The organism is Streptomyces sp. NPDC091209, from assembly GCF_044757755.1.
Taxonomy (GTDB): domain Bacteria; phylum Actinomycetota; class Actinomycetes; order Streptomycetales; family Streptomycetaceae; genus Streptomyces.
Genome location: NZ_JBIVVR010000020.1, coordinates 74,772 through 90,266, shown reverse-complemented (window position 1 = coordinate 90,266; position 15,495 = coordinate 74,772). Strand labels below are relative to the sequence as shown.

Sequence of the window (15,495 nt, the reverse complement as noted above, 5' to 3'; positions counted from 1 at the left end):
GAAGGCTACGACCGTGCGTACGTACAGCCCCAAGCCCGGCGACATCACTCGCCAGTGGTACGTCATCGACGCCCAGGATGTCGTCCTGGGCCGTCTGGCGACCACTGCTGCGAACATTCTGCGCGGCAAGCACAAGCCGATCTACGCGCCCCACGTCGACGCTGGTGACTTCGTCATCATCATCAACGCCGACAAGGTGCACCTCTCCGGCAACAAGAAGACCCAGAAGCTGGCGTACCGCCACTCCGGTTACCCGGGTGGTCTGCGCTCCGTCCGTTACGACGAGCTGCTGGCGAAGAACCCCGAGAAGGCCGTCGAGAAGGCCATCAAGGGCATGGTTCCCAAGAACACCCTGGGCCGTCAGGTGCTCTCGAAGCTGAAGGTCTACGCGGGCGAGAACCACCCGCACGCTGCGCAGCAGCCGGTCCCGTTCGAGATCACCCAGGTCGCGCAGTAGTTCCGGCCACCCCCTAAGACGAAAAAGAATCTGAGGAGAATCGTGGCCGAGACCACCGTTGAGCAGCCGGTCGAAGAGACTGAGACCGAGCTTGTCGACATCGAGAGCTACACCAGCGAGTCCGAGGTCCCCGTAGAGGGCGAGTACACCTCGGAGTCGCTCGCGGGCCGCTTCGGCGACCCGCAGCCGGCCGCAGGCCTGGGCCGTCGCAAGAACGCCATCGCCCGCGTCCGGATCGTCCCGGGCACCGGCAAGTGGAAGATCAACGGTCGCACCCTTGAGGACTACTTCCCCAACAAGGTGCACCAGCAGGAAGTCAACGAGCCCTTCAAGGTGCTCGAGCTCGACAACCGCTACGACGTTGTCGCCCGCATCTCGGGTGGCGGCGTCTCGGGTCAGGCCGGTGCCCTGCGCCTCGGCGTGGCCCGCGCGCTGAACGAGGCCGACGTGGACAACAACCGCGGCGCCCTCAAGAAGGCCGGCTTCCTCAAGCGCGACGACCGTGCGGTCGAGCGCAAGAAGGCCGGTCTCAAGAAGGCCCGCAAGGCGCCGCAGTACAGCAAGCGTTAATCTTCGCTGCTTGCTTCTGCGCGTCAGTACGCGTAGCTCCGAACGCCCCGGCTGCACGCCACAGTGCCGCCGGGGCGTTCGTTTATCACAGTGGTTGGGCGTATAACGGCACAAGGTGCTCAAAGGCTCATGTGATCGGATGGCTCCGTATCCTTCGGAGGACTTCCGTACTCTGCAGCTTTCTCAGGAGGACAAGTGGGACGACTCTTCGGCACGGACGGCGTGCGCGGTGTCGCCAACGCGGATCTGACGGCCGAGCTCGCGCTCGGGCTTTCCGTGGCAGCGGCACACGTACTCGCCGAGGCGGGCACGTTCGAAGGCCACCGGCCAGTAGCGGTGGTCGGGCGGGACCCGCGCGCGTCCGGGGAGTTCCTGGAGGCCGCCGTGGTCGCCGGCCTCGCCAGCGCCGGTGTGGACGTCCTGCGCGTCGGTGTGCTGCCCACCCCGGCGGTGGCCCACCTCACCGGGGTACTGGGTGCCGACCTCGGTGTGATGCTCTCGGCCAGCCACAACGCCATGCCCGACAACGGCATCAAGTTCTTCGCCCGCGGCGGGCACAAGCTCGCCGACGAGCTGGAGGACCGGATCGAGGGCGTCTACGAGGAGCACCGCACCGGCGCTCCCTGGGACCGCCCCACCGGGTCCGGCGTCGGCCGGGTGAACTCGTACGACCAGGGCTTCGACCAGTACGTCGCCCACCTCATCGGTGTCCTCCCGAACCGGCTCGACGGTCTGAAGGTCGTTCTCGACGAGGCGCACGGCGCGGCGGCCCGGGTCTCGCCCGAGGCCTTCGCGCTGGCCGGTGCCGAGATCATCACGATCGGAGCGGAGCCCGACGGGCTCAACATCAACGACGGTTGCGGCTCCACCCACCTGGAGCTCCTCAAGGCCGCCGTCGTCGAGCACGGCGCCGACCTCGGCATCGCGCACGACGGCGACGCCGACCGCTGCCTCGCCGTGGACCACACGGGCGACGAGATCGACGGCGACCAGATCCTGGCCGTCCTCGCGCTGGCGATGCGGGAGCGTTCCGCACTGCGCTCCGACACCGTTGTCGCGACGGTCATGTCCAACCTGGGGTTCAAACTCGCCATGGAGCGCGAGGGCCTGGCCTTCGTCCAGACGGGAGTCGGCGACCGCTACGTCCTGGAAGAGATGAAGCGCCACGGCTACGCCCTCGGCGGCGAGCAGTCCGGGCACGTCATCATCCTCGACCACGCCACCACCGGTGACGGCACGCTGACCGGCCTGCTGCTCGCCGCCCGGGTCGCGCAGACCGGCCGTACGCTCCGCGACCTCGCCTCGGTCATGGAGCGGCTGCCGCAGGTCCTCATCAACGTGCCCGACGTCGACCGGTCGCGGGTGAACACCTCCTCCGAGCTGGCCGCCGCGGTCGCCGACGCCGAGCGCGAACTCGGCTCCACCGGACGGGTGCTGCTGCGCCCCTCCGGCACCGAGCCGCTCGTCCGCGTCATGGTCGAGGCCGCCGACATCGACCACGCACGGTCGGTGGCCGGCCGCCTCGCCGACGCGGTGAAGTCGGCGCTCGGTTAGAACAGGCGCTGGTCCCCCCACCCGCACAGCCGTGAGGCCCGGCACCCCAGGGGTGCCGGGCCTCACGGCTGTGCGGGTGGCGGCTGTGCGGGTGTCGGGTGTCGCCGCCGGGCGGCCTGTCAGCGGGCGGGGTCCGGCAGGACGGCCCGGCGCCTGCGCTGCATCGCCCAGAACCACTTCTGGGCGAGCAGCGTGAGGGTGCCGGCGACGACGATGCCGAGCAGGTTGAACAGCAGTTGCTTGGTGGATCCCCAGGTCTGGGAGTACTCCGTGTAGCTGAGGGCCACGGCGGCGTTCGCGGCGGCCGGGACCGTGGTCACCGAGATCGCGACGCCGATCAGGGCGCCCGACTTGGCGGACGTGAGGGACAGCGTTCCGGCGATTCCGGCGAGGAACGCCACCACGAACGACATCCAGTCCGGCTTCCAGATGAACGCCGTGTTCGGCCGGGCCGCCTCCACCATGGACTTGTCGAACAGCCCGAAGACGTCCATCAGCCAGCTGAAGCCCGCGGTCATGACCATCGCCGCCGCGAAACCGGCGAGCAGCGCCCACAGCGACCGCCACACCAGGTGCGGGGCGCGTTCCACCAGCGCCGTGGAGATGCCCGCCAGCGGTCCGAACTCCGGACCCACGGCCATCGCGCCGACGATCAGGATCGCGTTGTCGAGCATCACACCGCAGGCCGCCAGCATCGTGGCCACGGTGAGGAACGCGAGATAGGTGACGTTGAGCGTCGACTCCTCGTGCGTCACGTCCCTGAGCTGTTCCCACAGCACGGCGTCCGCTCCCTCGCCCGGGGCCTCGTCCTCCGCCTTGTCGGCCCGCTTCGACAGCGACAGTTCGATGGTCTCGACGGCGATCGACCCGGTCCGGTCGAGCCCCGTCTCCCGCAGCGCGCCGATGAGTTCGTCGCCCGCCTCGCGTGCGACGTCGCACATCACGACATCGCCCGCGGGATTGCGGGCGGCACCGGGGAGCACGACGAGGTGCGTGGTGCCGACTGTCTTCTCGATCAGGCGTACGACGTCGTCGGTCCGGTCGGCGGGAGTGATCAGGCGCAGGTGCAGCATGGCGGCAGATTAGTCGTACATGCGCGAGCGCCGTACGGGCCTACAGTTTGCGCAGGCTCAGGCGCTGCACCTTGTGGTCCGGGCCCTTGCGCACGACGAGGGTCGCCCGGCCGCGGGTGGGGGCCACGTTCTCCAGCAGGTTCGGCTTGTTGATGGTGCGCCAGGTCGTACGGGCGTAGTCGAGGGCTTCTTCCTCCGAGACCTGGGTGTACCTGCGGAAGTACGAGTCGGGCTTCTGGAAGGCCGTCGCGCGGAGCTTGCCGAAGCGGTTCAGGTACCAGCGCTCGATGTCCTCGGGGCGGGCGTCGACGTACACACTGAAGTCGAAGTAGTCCGCGAGGCCGACGCGGGTGCGGCCGTCCTTGCCGGGCAGCGCCGGCTGGAGCACGTTCAGGCCCTCGACGATGAGGATGTCGGGGCGGCGGACCGTGAGCCGCTCGCCGGGCACGATGTCGTAGATCAGGTGCGAGTAGACGGGCGCGGTCACCTCGTCCTTGCCCGCCTTGATGTCGGCGACGAACCGGGTCAGGGCCCGGCGGTCGTACGACTCGGGGAAGCCCTTGCGGGACATCATCCCGCGCGCTTCGAGCTCCTTGGTGGGGAGCAGGAAACCGTCCGTGGTGACCAGCTCGACGCGCGGGTGCTCGGGCCAGCGGGAGAGCAGGGCCTGGAGCAGCCGGGCGACGGTGGACTTGCCGACCGCCACGGAACCGGCGACGCCTATGACGAACGGGGTGCCGGACTGGGAGCCCTTCTCGCCGAGGAAGGTGTTCAGGGCGCCCCTGAGCCGGTCCGTGGCGCCGACGTACAGATTCAGCAGTCTGGACAGCGGCAGATAGATGTCCCGCACCTCGTCGAGGTCGATGACATCGCCCAGACCGCGCAGCTTCTCGACCTCCTCGGCGTTCAGCGGGAGCGGCGTCTTTTCGCGCAGCGCGCTCCACTCGGCACGGGTGAGGTCGACGTAGGGAGTCGCCTCCGGCTTTGACCGGTGGGCGCTCCGCGGCAACGAGGAGACCGGAGAGATCACAGTCCATTGTTAACGGAGTTTGAACGGGGTGGGAGGTGGGGTGCGTCACGTGGGCGCCGGCCACCCCCGGCTTTCGGGGTGCGTCACGTGGGTGCCGGGCCCCCGACGTGCCGCGGAGGCGAGCGCCGGGAGGGTCTCGTGGCTGCCGGGAATTTCCGATTTCGGGCAGGCGGCGTCTCTTTGGGGGGCGTCTTCGGCCTCTAGGCTGCCGAACATGTGTGGAATCGTGGGATACGTGGGGTCGCAGTCGGCGCTCGATGTGGTGATGGCCGGACTGAAGCGGCTGGAATACCGGGGATACGACTCGGCGGGTGTCGCCGTCCTGGCGGACGGGGGGCTAGCCGTCGCGAAGCGGGCCGGGAAACTGGTCAACCTGGAGAAGGAGCTGGGCAGTCGGCCGCTGCCGGACGGAACGACGGGGATCGGGCACACCCGCTGGGCCACCCACGGGGGACCCACGGACACCAACGCCCATCCGCACCTCGACAACGCGGGCCGGGTCGCCGTCGTCCACAACGGCATCATCGAGAACTTCGCGCTGCTCCGCGCCGAGCTGGCCGAGCGGGGCCACGACCTGGCCAGTGAGACGGACACCGAGGTGGTCGCTCATCTGCTCGCCGAGGAGTTCTCCTCGTGCGCGGACCTGGCGGAGGCGATGCGGCTGGTCTGCCGGCGCCTGGAGGGCGCGTTCACGCTGGTCGCGGTGGACGCCGACGATCCGGACGTGGTCGTCGGCGCCCGCCGGAACTCGCCGCTCGTGGTGGGCGTCGGAGAGGGCGAGGCCTTTCTCGCCTCGGACGTCGCCGCGTTCATCGCCCACACCCGCTCCGCGATCGAACTGGGGCAGGACCAGGTGGTCGAGCTCCGCCGCGACGGTGTGACCGTCACCGGGTTCGACGGCAGTCCCGCCGAGGTCCGCTCGTACCACGTCGACTGGGACGCCTCGGCGGCGGAGAAGGGCGGCTACGACTACTTCATGCTCAAGGAGATCGCCGAGCAGCCCAAGGCGGTCGCCGACACCCTGCTGGGCCGGATCGACGCGGCCGGTTCGCTGACGCTCGACGAGGTGCGCATCCCGGTCCAGGTGCTGCGCGAGGCCGACAAGGTCGTCATCGTCGCCTGCGGGACCGCCTTCCACGCCGGGCTGATCGCCAAGTACGCCATCGAGCACTGGACGCGCATCCCGTGCGAGGTGGAGCTGGCCAGCGAGTTCCGCTACCGGGACCCGATCCTGGACCGCCGAACGCTCGTCATCGCGATCTCGCAGTCCGGCGAGACCATGGACACGCTGATGGCGCTGCGGCACGCCCGTGAGCAGGGCGCCCGGGTACTGGCGATCTGCAACACCAACGGCTCGACGATCCCGCGCGAGTCCGACGCGGTGCTCTACACGCACGCCGGTCCCGAGGTCGCCGTCGCCTCGACCAAGGCGTTCCTGACCCAGCTCGTGGCCTGCTACCTGGTGGCGCTGTATCTGGGCCAGGTGCGCGGCACCAAGTGGGGCGACGAGATCCAGGCCGTGATCCGGGAGCTGTCCCGCATCTCCCGCGAGGTCGAGCGGGTCCTGGAGACCATGGAGCCCGTACGGGAACTCGCGCGATCCCTCGCCGACAAGGACACCGTGCTCTTCCTCGGGCGGCACGTTGGCTATCCGGTGGCGCTCGAAGGTGCCCTGAAGCTCAAGGAGTTGGCGTACATGCACGCCGAGGGCTTCGCGGCGGGCGAGCTGAAGCACGGGCCGATCGCGCTGATCGAGGAGGACCTGCCGGTCGTGATCGTGGCCCCGTCACCGCGCGGGCGCTCGGTCCTGCACGACAAGATCGTCTCCAACATCCAGGAGATCCGGGCCCGGGGCGCCCGCACGATCGTCATCGCGGAGGAGGGCGACGAGGCGGTCGTCCCGTACGCCGACCACCTCATCCGCATCCCGGCCACGCCGACGCTGTTGCAGCCGCTGGTGTCGACCGTCCCCCTCCAGGTGTTCGCCTGCGAACTGGCCACCGCCCGGGGCAACGAGGTGGACCAGCCGCGCAACCTGGCGAAGTCGGTGACGGTGGAGTGAGCGGCGCCGCGGTGTGAGGCCGTGCCGGGGCCCCGACCTCTAGGGTGCGAGCATGAGCATCATCGGGGTCGGTATCGACGTGGCCGAGATCGACCGGTTCCGGGCGTCGCTGGAACGGACGCCCGGGCTGGCCGAACGTCTCTTCGTGGAGAGCGAGTTGCTGCTGCCCAGCGGCGAACGGCGGGGCATCGCCTCGCTGGCGGCCCGCTTCGCGGCGAAGGAGGCGCTCGCCAAGGCGCTGGGCGCCCCGGCGGGACTGCACTGGACGGACGCCGAGGTCTACGTGGAGGGCAGCGGCCGGCCGAGGCTGCGCGTGAAGGGCACGGTGGCGGCCTGCGCGGCCGAACTGGGCGTGCGCTCCTGGCATGTGTCGCTCAGTCACGATGCCGGGGTGGCCTCGGCGGTGGTGGTGGCGGAGGGGTAGCCGGGCGGCGCGGCAACCGGGAGGCACCGCTCCGGCCGGGCGGGGCGATCCGGCAACCGGGAGGCCCCCGCTGCGGCTGGGGCGGCTCGGCCGGACCGGTTGTGGGCGAGGCGGTACGGCAGCCGCGAGAGCTTGCCCGGTACCTGGAACACGGGCATCACCCGGTCCACGGTTGTTCGGTCCGGTAGCGAGGGTGGTCCGGCGGTCCGGGAGGGTGCTGCAGGCGTACTGGAGTCCGGGCATCACGAGGGCCCCGGCCCATGGTCCGGGGCCCGAGGCGGCCGTCCGGCCGCGCGCCGGGACCGGGGTCGCCGGCGAGGGGGCCGGTTCGGCGGTCCCGCTGCACCCGCCCCCGGCCGGGGCGCGGCCGGGGGCTGGTAGGTGTTCTGGACGGGGCGCACGGGGCGTCCCGGTGCGGGAGACTCGGCTGCATGCGTACTGCGTACAGCGTGGAGACCGTGAGGGCCGCCGAACGGGAGCTGATGGCACGGCTCCCCGAGGGGGCGCTGATGCAACGGGCGGCCGCCGGGCTCGCCGCCGCCTGCGCGGACCTGCTCGGGCGGGTGTACGGCCGCCGGGTGGTGCTGCTGGTCGGCAGCGGGGACAACGGCGGCGACGCCCTGTACGCGGGGGCGCGCCTCGCCCGGCGCGGCGCCGGCGTCACCGCGGTGCTGCTCGCCCCCGAACGGACCCACGCGGGGGGACTCGCGGCGCTGCTGCGGGCCGGCGGCACCTCGGCCGCGCCCGGTGCCGCCGAACCGCTCGTGCGGCGGGCCGATCTCGTCGTCGACGGGATCGTCGGGATCGGCGGCAAGGGCGGCCTGCGGCCGGATGCGGCGCGGCTCGCCGAACTCGCGCACGCGTCCCGCGCCGCCGTCGTCGCCGTCGACCTCCCGAGCGGGGTCGAGGCGGACACCGGAGAGGTGCTCGGCGCCGCCGTCCGCGCCGACCTCACCGTCACCTTCGGCACCCACAAGCCGGGGCTGCTCGTCGATCCGGCGCGCGGGTACGCCGGTTCCGTACGCCTCGTCGACATCGGGCTCGACCTGCCCGATCCGGCCGATCTGGAGGCCCTCCAGCACGCGGACGTCGCGGCCCGGCTGCCGATGCCGGGGGCGGAGAGCGACAAGTACCGGCGCGGAGTCGTCGGGATCGCCGCCGGGTCCGCCCGCTACCCCGGAGCGGCGGTGCTCGCCGTGTCCGGGGCGCTGCGGGGCGGGGCGGGGGCCGTTCGCTACGTCGGGCCCGCCGCGCACGCCGTCATCGCGCGCTTTCCCGAGACGCTGGTGTCCGACACGGGGCCGTCGAAGGCGGGCCGGGTTCAGGCCTGGGTGGTGGGCCCCGGGGCCGGGGACGACGCGTCGGCGGTCGGGGAGGTGCTGGACGCGGACGTGCCGGTGCTGGTGGACGCGGACGGGCTGCGGCTCGCCGAGCGGGGGGCCGTACGGGCCCGCAGCGCGCCGACGCTGATGACTCCGCACGCCGGGGAGGCCGCCGCGCTGCTCGGGGTCGCTCGGGAGGCGGTGGAGGAGGCCCGGCTCGCCTCCGTACGGGAGCTCGCGGGGCTGTACGGGGCGACCGTGCTGCTCAAGGGGGCTACGACGCTGGTCGCCGATCCCACCGGCGGCGCGGTGCGCGTCAACGCCACGGGGACGGCGTGGCTGGCCACCGCGGGGAGCGGGGACGTTCTGTCGGGGCTGGCGGGGTCGCTGCTGGCGGCGGGGCTGTCCGCGCTCGACGCGGGGAGTGTCGCCGCGTACCTGCACGGGCTCGCCGGCCGCTTCGCCGCGGACGGCGCCCCCGCCGGCGCCCACGACGTGGCAGCCGCCATCCCACAAGCCTGGCGCGACACCCTCGACTGACGACACCCCGCCCAGGCTCCCCCGACGCGTCCACCGGGCTGTCCCTCACCGTCGGGGTGTGTCGGCCGGGGTGCCCCGGACGCGTTGCCCAGATCGGGGGACCTTTCCGCGCGGCTCACCCGGGGGCGGCGCGTTGTTGCGTATGGCTGTTCGCATGATGAGCAGACGAAGGGTGTGCCGGGGGATCGCGGTGCTGCTGGCGGTGGTGGCGGCCGTGCCCGTGGGGACGGTGGCGGTTGCGTCCGCGCCGCCGGTGCCCGCCTCCGGGCCCGTCGGCGAGCGGTGGCCCGGTGCGGCGGAAGGACCGTATCCGTCCTGGCAGGAAGCGATCCTGGGCCGCCCGGTATCGCCACCGGCCGTGGAAACCGCCGCGGACACCGCGGGAGAGAACGCGCGCGACGCCCCCGAGGGCGCCGGCGTGCCGATGACGTACGCGCCGTTCGGAGAGGCCGGTGCCCGTCCGGCGGCGGCCTGCGACGGGCGCAAGGGCCCGTACCAGCGGCAGGTCGAGCGGTGGCTGAGACGGCGGGTGGACGGGAAGCAGTCGGCGGCCGACTGCCGGGCCATCCGCGCCTTCCAGAAGAAGCACGGCATCGAGCCGGTCACCGGAATCGCCGGTCCGGTGACCTGGGCCCGCATGCGGGCGCTGGCCGCGCGGAGCGCCCCGCACGCCACCCGCGGCTGCCCCGAGCGCTCCTACCGGGTCGCCTGCGTGGATCTCACCCACAGTCTCACCTGGGTGCAGCAGCGCGGCAGGATCCTGTACGGGCCGGTGCCGATGCGCAGCGGCGGGGTCGGGCACCGCACCCGGACCGGCTGGTTCAGGATCTACTGGAGGCACCGGTTCCACTGGTCGACCCTGTACAACACCCCCATGCCGTACGCCCAGTTCTTCAGCGGCGGGCAGGCCTTCCACGCCATCTACGGCAGCATCCGCACGGCCGCGGGTTCGATGGGCTGCGTCAACCTGCGGCTCGCCGACGCCCGCGCCCTCTGGAAGGTGCTGAGGACGCGCGACCGCGTCTACGTGTGGGGCCGAAGGCCCGGCAGCTAGGACCTGTCCGGTCCGTTCGCCCGGACAGGCCCCTGTGCCGTCGGCAGGACGGACCCTGAGCCGTCGCACCGGCCGGGACCTGCACGGGCCTCGCCCCGGCCGGGACCGGCACCGGGCCTGTCCCGGGACCGGCCTGGCACCGGCCGGGACCTGCACCGGCCTCGCCCCGGCCGAGACCGGCACCGGGCCTGTCCCGGGACCGGCCTCGCACGGGCCGGGACCGGCACCGGGCCCCTCCCGGGACCGGTGCCGGAGGGCTGGCCTGCGCCTCTGAGAGACTGGGGCGCGATGACAGAGACAGCACACCCGCGGACGGCACCCCTGCGCGCCCGCGCCGAGATCGATCTGGCCGCCCTGCGAGCCAACGTGCGGACCCTGCGTGCCCATGCGCCGACCGCGGCCGTGATGGCCGTGGTCAAGTCCGACGCGTACGGCCACGGCGCGGTGCCGTGCGCCCGCGCGGCGCGCGAGGCGGGCGCCACCTGGCTCGGCACGGCCACCCCGGAGGAGGCGCTCGCCCTGCGGGCGGCCGGCCTGCCGGGGCGCGTCATGTGCTGGCTCTGGACCCCGGGCGGCCCCTGGGCCGAGGCCATCGAGGCCGATGTCGACGTGTCGGTCAGCGGGATGTGGGCGCTGCGCGAGGCCGTGGCGGCCGCCGAGACCGTCGGCACGCCCGCCCGGGTGCAGCTCAAGGCCGACACCGGCCTCGGCCGCGGCGGCTGCCAGCCAGCCGCCTGGCCGGAGCTCGTCGCCGAGGCCCTGGGCGCCGAGGCGCGCGGGCTGATCACGGTCACCGGGCTCTGGTCGCACTTCGCCTGCGCCGACGAGCCGGGGCACCCCTCGATCCAGGCCCAGCTCGCGCTCTTCCGCGAGATGGTGGCGTACGCCGAGGCACAGGGGGTGCGCCCCGAGGTGCGGCACATCGCCAACTCACCCGCGACGCTGACCCTCCCCGAGAGCCACTTCGACCTCGTACGGACCGGGATCGCCGTCTACGGGATCTCGCCGAGCCCGGAGCTCGGCACCCCGGCCGACTTCGGACTGCGCCCGGTGATGACGCTGAGCGCGTCGATCGCGCTCGTGAAGCACGCCCCGGCGGGCCACGGCGTGAGCTACGGCCATCACTACGTCACCCCCGGCGAGACCACCCTCGGCCTCGTCCCCGTCGGCTACGCGGACGGCATCCCGCGGCACGCCTCCGGCACCGGCCCTGTCCTGGTCGGCGGCAAGTGGCGTACGGTCGCGGGCCGGGTCGCCATGGACCAGTTCGTCGTCGACCTCGGCGGTGACGAGCCGGAGCCCGGCGCCCGGGCGGTCCTGTTCGGGCCCGGCGACGGCGGCGAGCCCACCGCCGAGGACTGGGCGCGCGCGGCGGGCACGATCGCGTACGAAATCGTCACACGCATCGGAACCCGCGTTCCCCGCGTCTACGTGAATGTGAAAGAGGAACAAGACGGGTAACACCCTTTAGCCGAACAGGCGCGCGGGGCCCGGCGAGCGGCGGGCGGCACACGGCGCGCGGGAGCCGCACCGGCGCGCACAGCCAGAACCGACAGCGGACACGACAGCGGACAACGGACGGCCGACAGCCGGAGCGAAGAGGAGCGGGACGTGAGCGAGAGCAGTGCGGAGGCCGTCGTGAGCGCGGCCTCGGCGGCCGCCGCCTCCGCCGGGAACTGGCGCAGGGCCGGAGTCGCCGGCGCCGCGATAGGCGTGGTCGCGGCGGGCGCCGCGGCCGGAGTCGCGATCGAGCGGCTCACGGTGGGCCGCGGCATGCGCAAGAAGGCGCGCCTCGCCCTCGACTCGACCGGCCCGTACGGCTCGCTGCGCGGCACGCCCGGCAAGGCGTACGCCGACGACGGCACCGAGCTCTACTACGAGGTCGACGAGGCCGAGCCGGAAGCCTCGCTCGCCCCGCGCCGGCGCAGGCTCTTCGGCCGCAAGGCCCCGGCCCCCGTCACGGTCGTCTTCAGTCATGGCTACTGCCTCAACCAGGACTCCTGGCACTTCCAGCGCGCCGCGCTGCGCGGTGTCGTGCGCACGGTGCACTGGGACCAGCGCAGCCACGGACGGTCCGGGCGGGGCGTCGCCCAGCTGGAGGACCGGACGCCGCTCACCATCGACCAGCTCGGCCGCGACCTTTTGGCCGTCATCGAGGCGGCGGTGCCCGAGGGCCCGATCGTGCTCGTCGGGCACTCCATGGGCGGTATGACCGTGATGGCGCTCGCCGAGCAGTTCCCCGAGCTGATCCGCGACCGGGTCGTCGCCGTCGCCCTGGTGGGTACGTCGTCGGGGCGGCTCGGCGAGGTCAACTTCGGGCTGCCCGTCGCGGGCGTCGCCGCCGTGCGGCGCGTCCTGCCCGGAGTGCTGAAGGCGCTCGGGCAGCAGGCCGCCCTGGTGGAGCGGGGACGACGGGCCACGGCCGACCTGTTCGCCGGGGTCATCAAGCGGTACTCGTTCGCGAGCCGGGACATCGATCCGGCCGTCGAGCGGTTCGCCGAGCGGATGATCGAGGGCACGCCGATCGACGTGGTCGCCGAGTTCTACCCGGCGTTCACCGAGCACGACAAGACCGCCGCGCTGGCCCGTTTCGCCGAGATGCCCGTTCTCGTGCTCGCCGGGGTCAAGGACCTGGTGACGCCGAGCGAGCACAGCGAGGCCATCGCCGACCTGCTGCCGGACGCGGAGCTGGTGCTCGTCCCCGACGCGGGACACCTGGTCATGCTGGAGCATCCCGAGGTCGTCATAGACCGCCTCGCCGACCTCCTCATGCGCGCGGGAGCCGTGCCCGCAGGGGCTACCGTTGGCGGCTATGGAAGCACCAGCAGCAGCGCACAACCCGGCTGAGCCCGCCCAGGACGGCGTCGGCGCGCAGATCACCGTCAACTCTCCCGAACAGATGCAGGAGTTGGGCCGCAGACTGGCCAAACTGCTGCGCGCGGGCGACCTCGTGATGCTGAACGGCGAGCTGGGCGCGGGCAAGACCACGCTGAGCCGCGGACTCGGTGAGGGGCTCGGCGTCCGCGGCGCGGTCACCTCGCCGACCTTCGTCATCGCCCGTGTGCACCCCTCCCTCGGCGACGGGCCGCCGCTCGTGCACGTGGACGCGTACCGCCTCGGCGGCGGGCTCGACGAGATGGAGGACCTCGACCTCGACGTCTCGCTCTCCGACTCGGTGATCGTCGTCGAGTGGGGCGAGGGCAAGGTCGAGGAGCTGACCGACGACCGGCTGCACGTCGTCATCCACCGGGCCGTCGGGGACACCACCGACGAGGTGCGGCACGTGACGGTCACCGGACTCGGGCAACGCTGGGCCGCGGCCGACCTGACCGTGCTCGCGGCCTGAGACCGTACACGCGGCCCGACGGCGGCCACCGGGGTCTTCGCCGCGCGGGCGCCCTCCCTCGTGCCTGGCGCGGCGCCTTCCCTCGCGCACGGCGCGGGCGTCCTCGCTCGTGCACCGCGGCGCGCCTTCGCTCGTACACGGCGCGGGCGTCCTCGCTCGTGCACCGCGGCGCGCCTTCGCTCGTACACGGCGCGGGCGTCCTCGCTCGTACATTCGGCCAACGTTTCCGACAGGACGTCGGCAAAATATTGCGTTCGGCGTCCCGGCCGTGGTCACATGGACATCACTACGTAGTTAGGTCTACCTAACCACGCTGGCCCCCGAAGCCCGAGGAGGCGTCCATGTCGGCATCAGAGTCGACTGCAGTGCCGGCTTCAGAACGTGACGTGCCGGCCGCGCCGCGCGCGATGGCCGGGGTGTCGATGCGGGAGCTGCTGGCGGCGTGCGCCGCCGCCGAGGCGGTGTCCAGGCCGCCCCGCGCGCCCCAGGGCGAACCGGGCGCCGCGGAGCGCCCCCGCAAGGCCGCCTGAGACCGACGCGCTCCCCGGCGGGGCCGCCTGACGCCGACGGGCGCCTCTGTCAGGCTGTCTGGGAGGCCGACGCGCTCCCTGGCGGGGCCGTCTGACGCCGACGCGCGCCTTCGCGAGGCTGCTTGAGAGGCCGACGCGCTCCCCGGCGGGGCCGTCTGACGCCGACGCGGTGCCGCTCGGGCGTAGCGCGGACGGGCGTCGCTACTTGACGACGACGACCTTCGCGCCCACGGTCGCGAACGCCCACATCGCGTCGCCGTCGGCGCGCGAGGCACGGATGCCGCCGAGCTTCTTCTCGGGGTCCGGGGGCTCGGTGGAGCCGCTCACCGCGGCGCTGAAGCCGACCGCGATGCCGTTGACCAGCGTGAACCGGACGATGTGCTCGATCTGCGTCCCGTCGGACCCGGAGGCCGCGCCCGTCCGCGAGGTGACGACGTAGGTGCCGGCGTCCGGGTCGACCGTGCCGGGGGTGACCTTGAAGGTGCGCCGCACCTTGTTGCCCGCGCCGACCAGCCAGACACGGTCGCCGCCGGTCGAGTAGACGACCCGCACACCGGTGCCGGACGGGGACGGCAGTGCGGCCGGGTCCGTCTTGGCGTGAGGTGCCTTGGGGGTGGTGGACGTGGTCGAAACGGTTTTGCTCGGTTTGCCCAGGGTGTCCGGAACGTTCGCGGATGCCTGGAAGGCGAGGAAGCCGACGGCCGCGACCGCTGCCACGGTGAGCCCGGCCACGATTCCCGAGCTGCTCCTAGCCACCTTGTGTGCCCACCTCTCGACCTTCGTACGTCCTTGCTGTTGACGGTAGCAGCCGAGGGACGGGAGTCCCGGACGGCCTTGCGTCAGGCTCCGGCGCCGTACGCTGTTTGCGTGCTCTTGCTCGCTCTGGATACCGCCACCCCCGCCGTGACCGTCGCCCTGCACGACGGCACGTCCGTCATCGCCTCGTCGAGCCAGGTGGACGCGCGCCGGCACGGGGAGCTGCTGCTGCCGGCCGTCGACCGGGTGCTCACCGAGGCAGGCCTCAAGCTGGACGCCGTCACCGGCATCGTCGTGGGCATCGGCCCCGGCCCGTACACGGGGCTGCGCGTCGGCCTCATGACCGCCGACACCTTCGGACTCGCGCTCGGCGTGCCCGTGCACGGTGTGTGCACCCTCGACGGGCTCGCGTACGCGGCCGACGTGGAGGGTCCCTTCGTCGTCGCCACGGACGCCCGGCGCAAGGAGGTCTACTGGGCGCGCTACGCCGACCGCCGCACGCGGCTGTCGGAGCCCGCCGTGGACCGCCCCGCCGAGATCGACGGGACGATCACCGTGCTGCCCGCCGTCGGCGCGGGCGCCCTCCTCTACCCCGACACCTTCGAGGACGCCCGCGCGCCCGAGTACGTCTCGGCCGCAGCGCTCGCGTCCCTGGCCGCGGAGCGGCTGGCCGCCGGCGAGGAACCGGAGCCGCCCCGGCCGCTGTATCTGCGCCGCCCGGACGCCCAGGTGCCCAAGAACTACAAGGTGGTCACCCCCAAGTGACCGTCGTGCTGC

The 15,495-nt window shown here is 72.6% G+C and carries 15 protein-coding genes; 12 read left to right on the top strand and 3 right to left on the bottom strand.

Annotation, left to right across the window (positions count from 1 at the left end):
* The first annotated feature begins 13 nt into the window (after positions 1-13).
* The 3 genes from rplM (at position 14) to glmM (ending at position 2,581) form a co-directional block, all read left to right on the top strand.
* Complete coding sequence (gene rplM, locus ACIQRL_RS37945; RefSeq protein ID WP_168529673.1) at positions 14-457, top strand: 50S ribosomal protein L13; 444 nt, start codon at positions 14-16, stop codon at positions 455-457.
* Positions 458-499: 42 nt separating this feature from the next.
* Entirely contained in the window at positions 500-1,027 is a 528-nt protein-coding gene (gene rpsI / locus ACIQRL_RS37940; protein WP_355843961.1) for a 30S ribosomal protein S9, read from the top strand.
* 195 nt (positions 1,028-1,222) lie between these two features.
* Entirely contained in the window at positions 1,223-2,581 is a 1,359-nt protein-coding gene (gene glmM, locus ACIQRL_RS37935) for a phosphoglucosamine mutase (protein WP_401340351.1), read from the top strand.
* A 119-nt stretch (positions 2,582-2,700) separates the two neighbouring features.
* Here glmM and ACIQRL_RS37930 read toward each other — a convergent pair whose 3' ends face one another.
* Together ACIQRL_RS37930 and coaA are read right to left on the bottom strand one after the other, a co-directional pair.
* The gene (locus ACIQRL_RS37930; RefSeq protein WP_401340350.1) at positions 2,701-3,654 is read right to left on the bottom strand and encodes a DUF389 domain-containing protein; all 954 of its coding nucleotides are present in this window, start codon (positions 3,652-3,654) and stop codon (positions 2,701-2,703) included.
* Between the two features lie 40 nt (positions 3,655-3,694).
* Positions 3,695-4,684: a type I pantothenate kinase gene (gene coaA / locus ACIQRL_RS37925; RefSeq protein WP_401340348.1), complete on the bottom strand. Its 990-nt coding sequence runs from the start codon at positions 4,682-4,684 to the stop codon at positions 3,695-3,697.
* Between the two features lie 214 nt (positions 4,685-4,898).
* Here coaA and glmS point away from each other — a divergent pair, with 214 nt between their 5' ends.
* The 8 genes from glmS to ACIQRL_RS37885 all read left to right on the top strand — a co-directional run bounded on the left by glmS (position 4,899) and on the right by ACIQRL_RS37885 (position 13,962).
* A complete protein-coding gene (glmS, locus tag ACIQRL_RS37920; RefSeq protein ID WP_401340345.1) occupies positions 4,899-6,746 on the top strand; it encodes a glutamine--fructose-6-phosphate transaminase (isomerizing) in 1,848 nt (615 codons plus the stop codon).
* Positions 6,747-6,798: 52 nt separating this feature from the next.
* A complete protein-coding gene (locus ACIQRL_RS37915; RefSeq protein ID WP_401340343.1) occupies positions 6,799-7,170 on the top strand; it encodes a holo-ACP synthase in 372 nt (123 codons plus the stop codon).
* A gap of 431 nt (positions 7,171-7,601) precedes the next feature.
* Positions 7,602-9,032: an NAD(P)H-hydrate dehydratase gene (locus ACIQRL_RS37910; RefSeq protein WP_401340342.1), complete on the top strand. Its 1,431-nt coding sequence runs from the start codon at positions 7,602-7,604 to the stop codon at positions 9,030-9,032.
* A 154-nt stretch (positions 9,033-9,186) separates the two neighbouring features.
* Entirely contained in the window at positions 9,187-10,086 is a 900-nt protein-coding gene (locus ACIQRL_RS37905) for a L,D-transpeptidase family protein (protein ID WP_401340339.1), read from the top strand.
* A gap of 288 nt (positions 10,087-10,374) precedes the next feature.
* Positions 10,375-11,547 (top strand): alanine racemase, encoded by a 1,173-nt coding sequence (gene alr / locus ACIQRL_RS37900; RefSeq protein WP_401340337.1) that lies wholly within the window; start codon positions 10,375-10,377, stop codon positions 11,545-11,547.
* 150 nt (positions 11,548-11,697) lie between these two features.
* The gene (locus ACIQRL_RS37895) at positions 11,698-12,933 is read left to right on the top strand and encodes an alpha/beta fold hydrolase (protein WP_401340335.1); all 1,236 of its coding nucleotides are present in this window, start codon (positions 11,698-11,700) and stop codon (positions 12,931-12,933) included.
* Positions 12,899-13,432, top strand: coding sequence for a tRNA (adenosine(37)-N6)-threonylcarbamoyltransferase complex ATPase subunit type 1 TsaE (tsaE, locus tag ACIQRL_RS37890; protein ID WP_401340334.1), 534 nt, complete (start codon positions 12,899-12,901; stop codon positions 13,430-13,432). Before ACIQRL_RS37895 ends, tsaE begins: the two co-directional genes overlap by 35 nt.
* A 341-nt stretch (positions 13,433-13,773) precedes the next feature.
* On the top strand, positions 13,774-13,962 hold the full coding sequence (locus ACIQRL_RS37885) for a hypothetical protein (protein WP_401340332.1): 189 nt from the start codon (positions 13,774-13,776) through the stop codon (positions 13,960-13,962).
* A gap of 201 nt (positions 13,963-14,163) precedes the next feature.
* On the opposite strand, the gene ACIQRL_RS37880 is transcribed toward ACIQRL_RS37885, so the two are convergent.
* On the bottom strand, positions 14,164-14,718 hold the full coding sequence (locus ACIQRL_RS37880; RefSeq protein ID WP_401340330.1) for a hypothetical protein: 555 nt from the start codon (positions 14,716-14,718) through the stop codon (positions 14,164-14,166).
* A 111-nt stretch (positions 14,719-14,829) separates the two neighbouring features.
* On the opposite strand from ACIQRL_RS37880, the gene tsaB reads away from it, so the two are divergent.
* Positions 14,830-15,483 (top strand): tRNA (adenosine(37)-N6)-threonylcarbamoyltransferase complex dimerization subunit type 1 TsaB, encoded by a 654-nt coding sequence (gene tsaB, locus ACIQRL_RS37875; RefSeq protein ID WP_401340328.1) that lies wholly within the window; start codon positions 14,830-14,832, stop codon positions 15,481-15,483.
* Positions 15,484-15,495 lie beyond the last annotated feature (12 nt).

Excerpts from the sequence above, each read along its gene's own strand:
- ACIQRL_RS37930 (WP_401340350.1), bottom strand. The coding sequence starts at position 3,654 with ATGCTGCACCTGCGCCTGATCACTCCCGCCGACCGGACCGACGACGTC.
- glmS (WP_401340345.1), top strand. The coding sequence starts at position 4,899 with ATGTGTGGAATCGTGGGATACGTGGGGTCGCAGTCGGCGCTCGATGTG.
- ACIQRL_RS37915 (WP_401340343.1), top strand. The coding sequence starts at position 6,799 with ATGAGCATCATCGGGGTCGGTATCGACGTGGCCGAGATCGACCGGTTC.
- ACIQRL_RS37910 (WP_401340342.1), top strand. The coding sequence starts at position 7,602 with ATGCGTACTGCGTACAGCGTGGAGACCGTGAGGGCCGCCGAACGGGAG.
- ACIQRL_RS37905 (WP_401340339.1), top strand. The coding sequence starts at position 9,187 with ATGATGAGCAGACGAAGGGTGTGCCGGGGGATCGCGGTGCTGCTGGCG.
- alr (WP_401340337.1), top strand. The coding sequence starts at position 10,375 with ATGACAGAGACAGCACACCCGCGGACGGCACCCCTGCGCGCCCGCGCC.
- tsaE (WP_401340334.1), top strand. The coding sequence starts at position 12,899 with ATGGAAGCACCAGCAGCAGCGCACAACCCGGCTGAGCCCGCCCAGGAC.
- ACIQRL_RS37885 (WP_401340332.1), top strand. The coding sequence starts at position 13,774 with ATGTCGGCATCAGAGTCGACTGCAGTGCCGGCTTCAGAACGTGACGTG.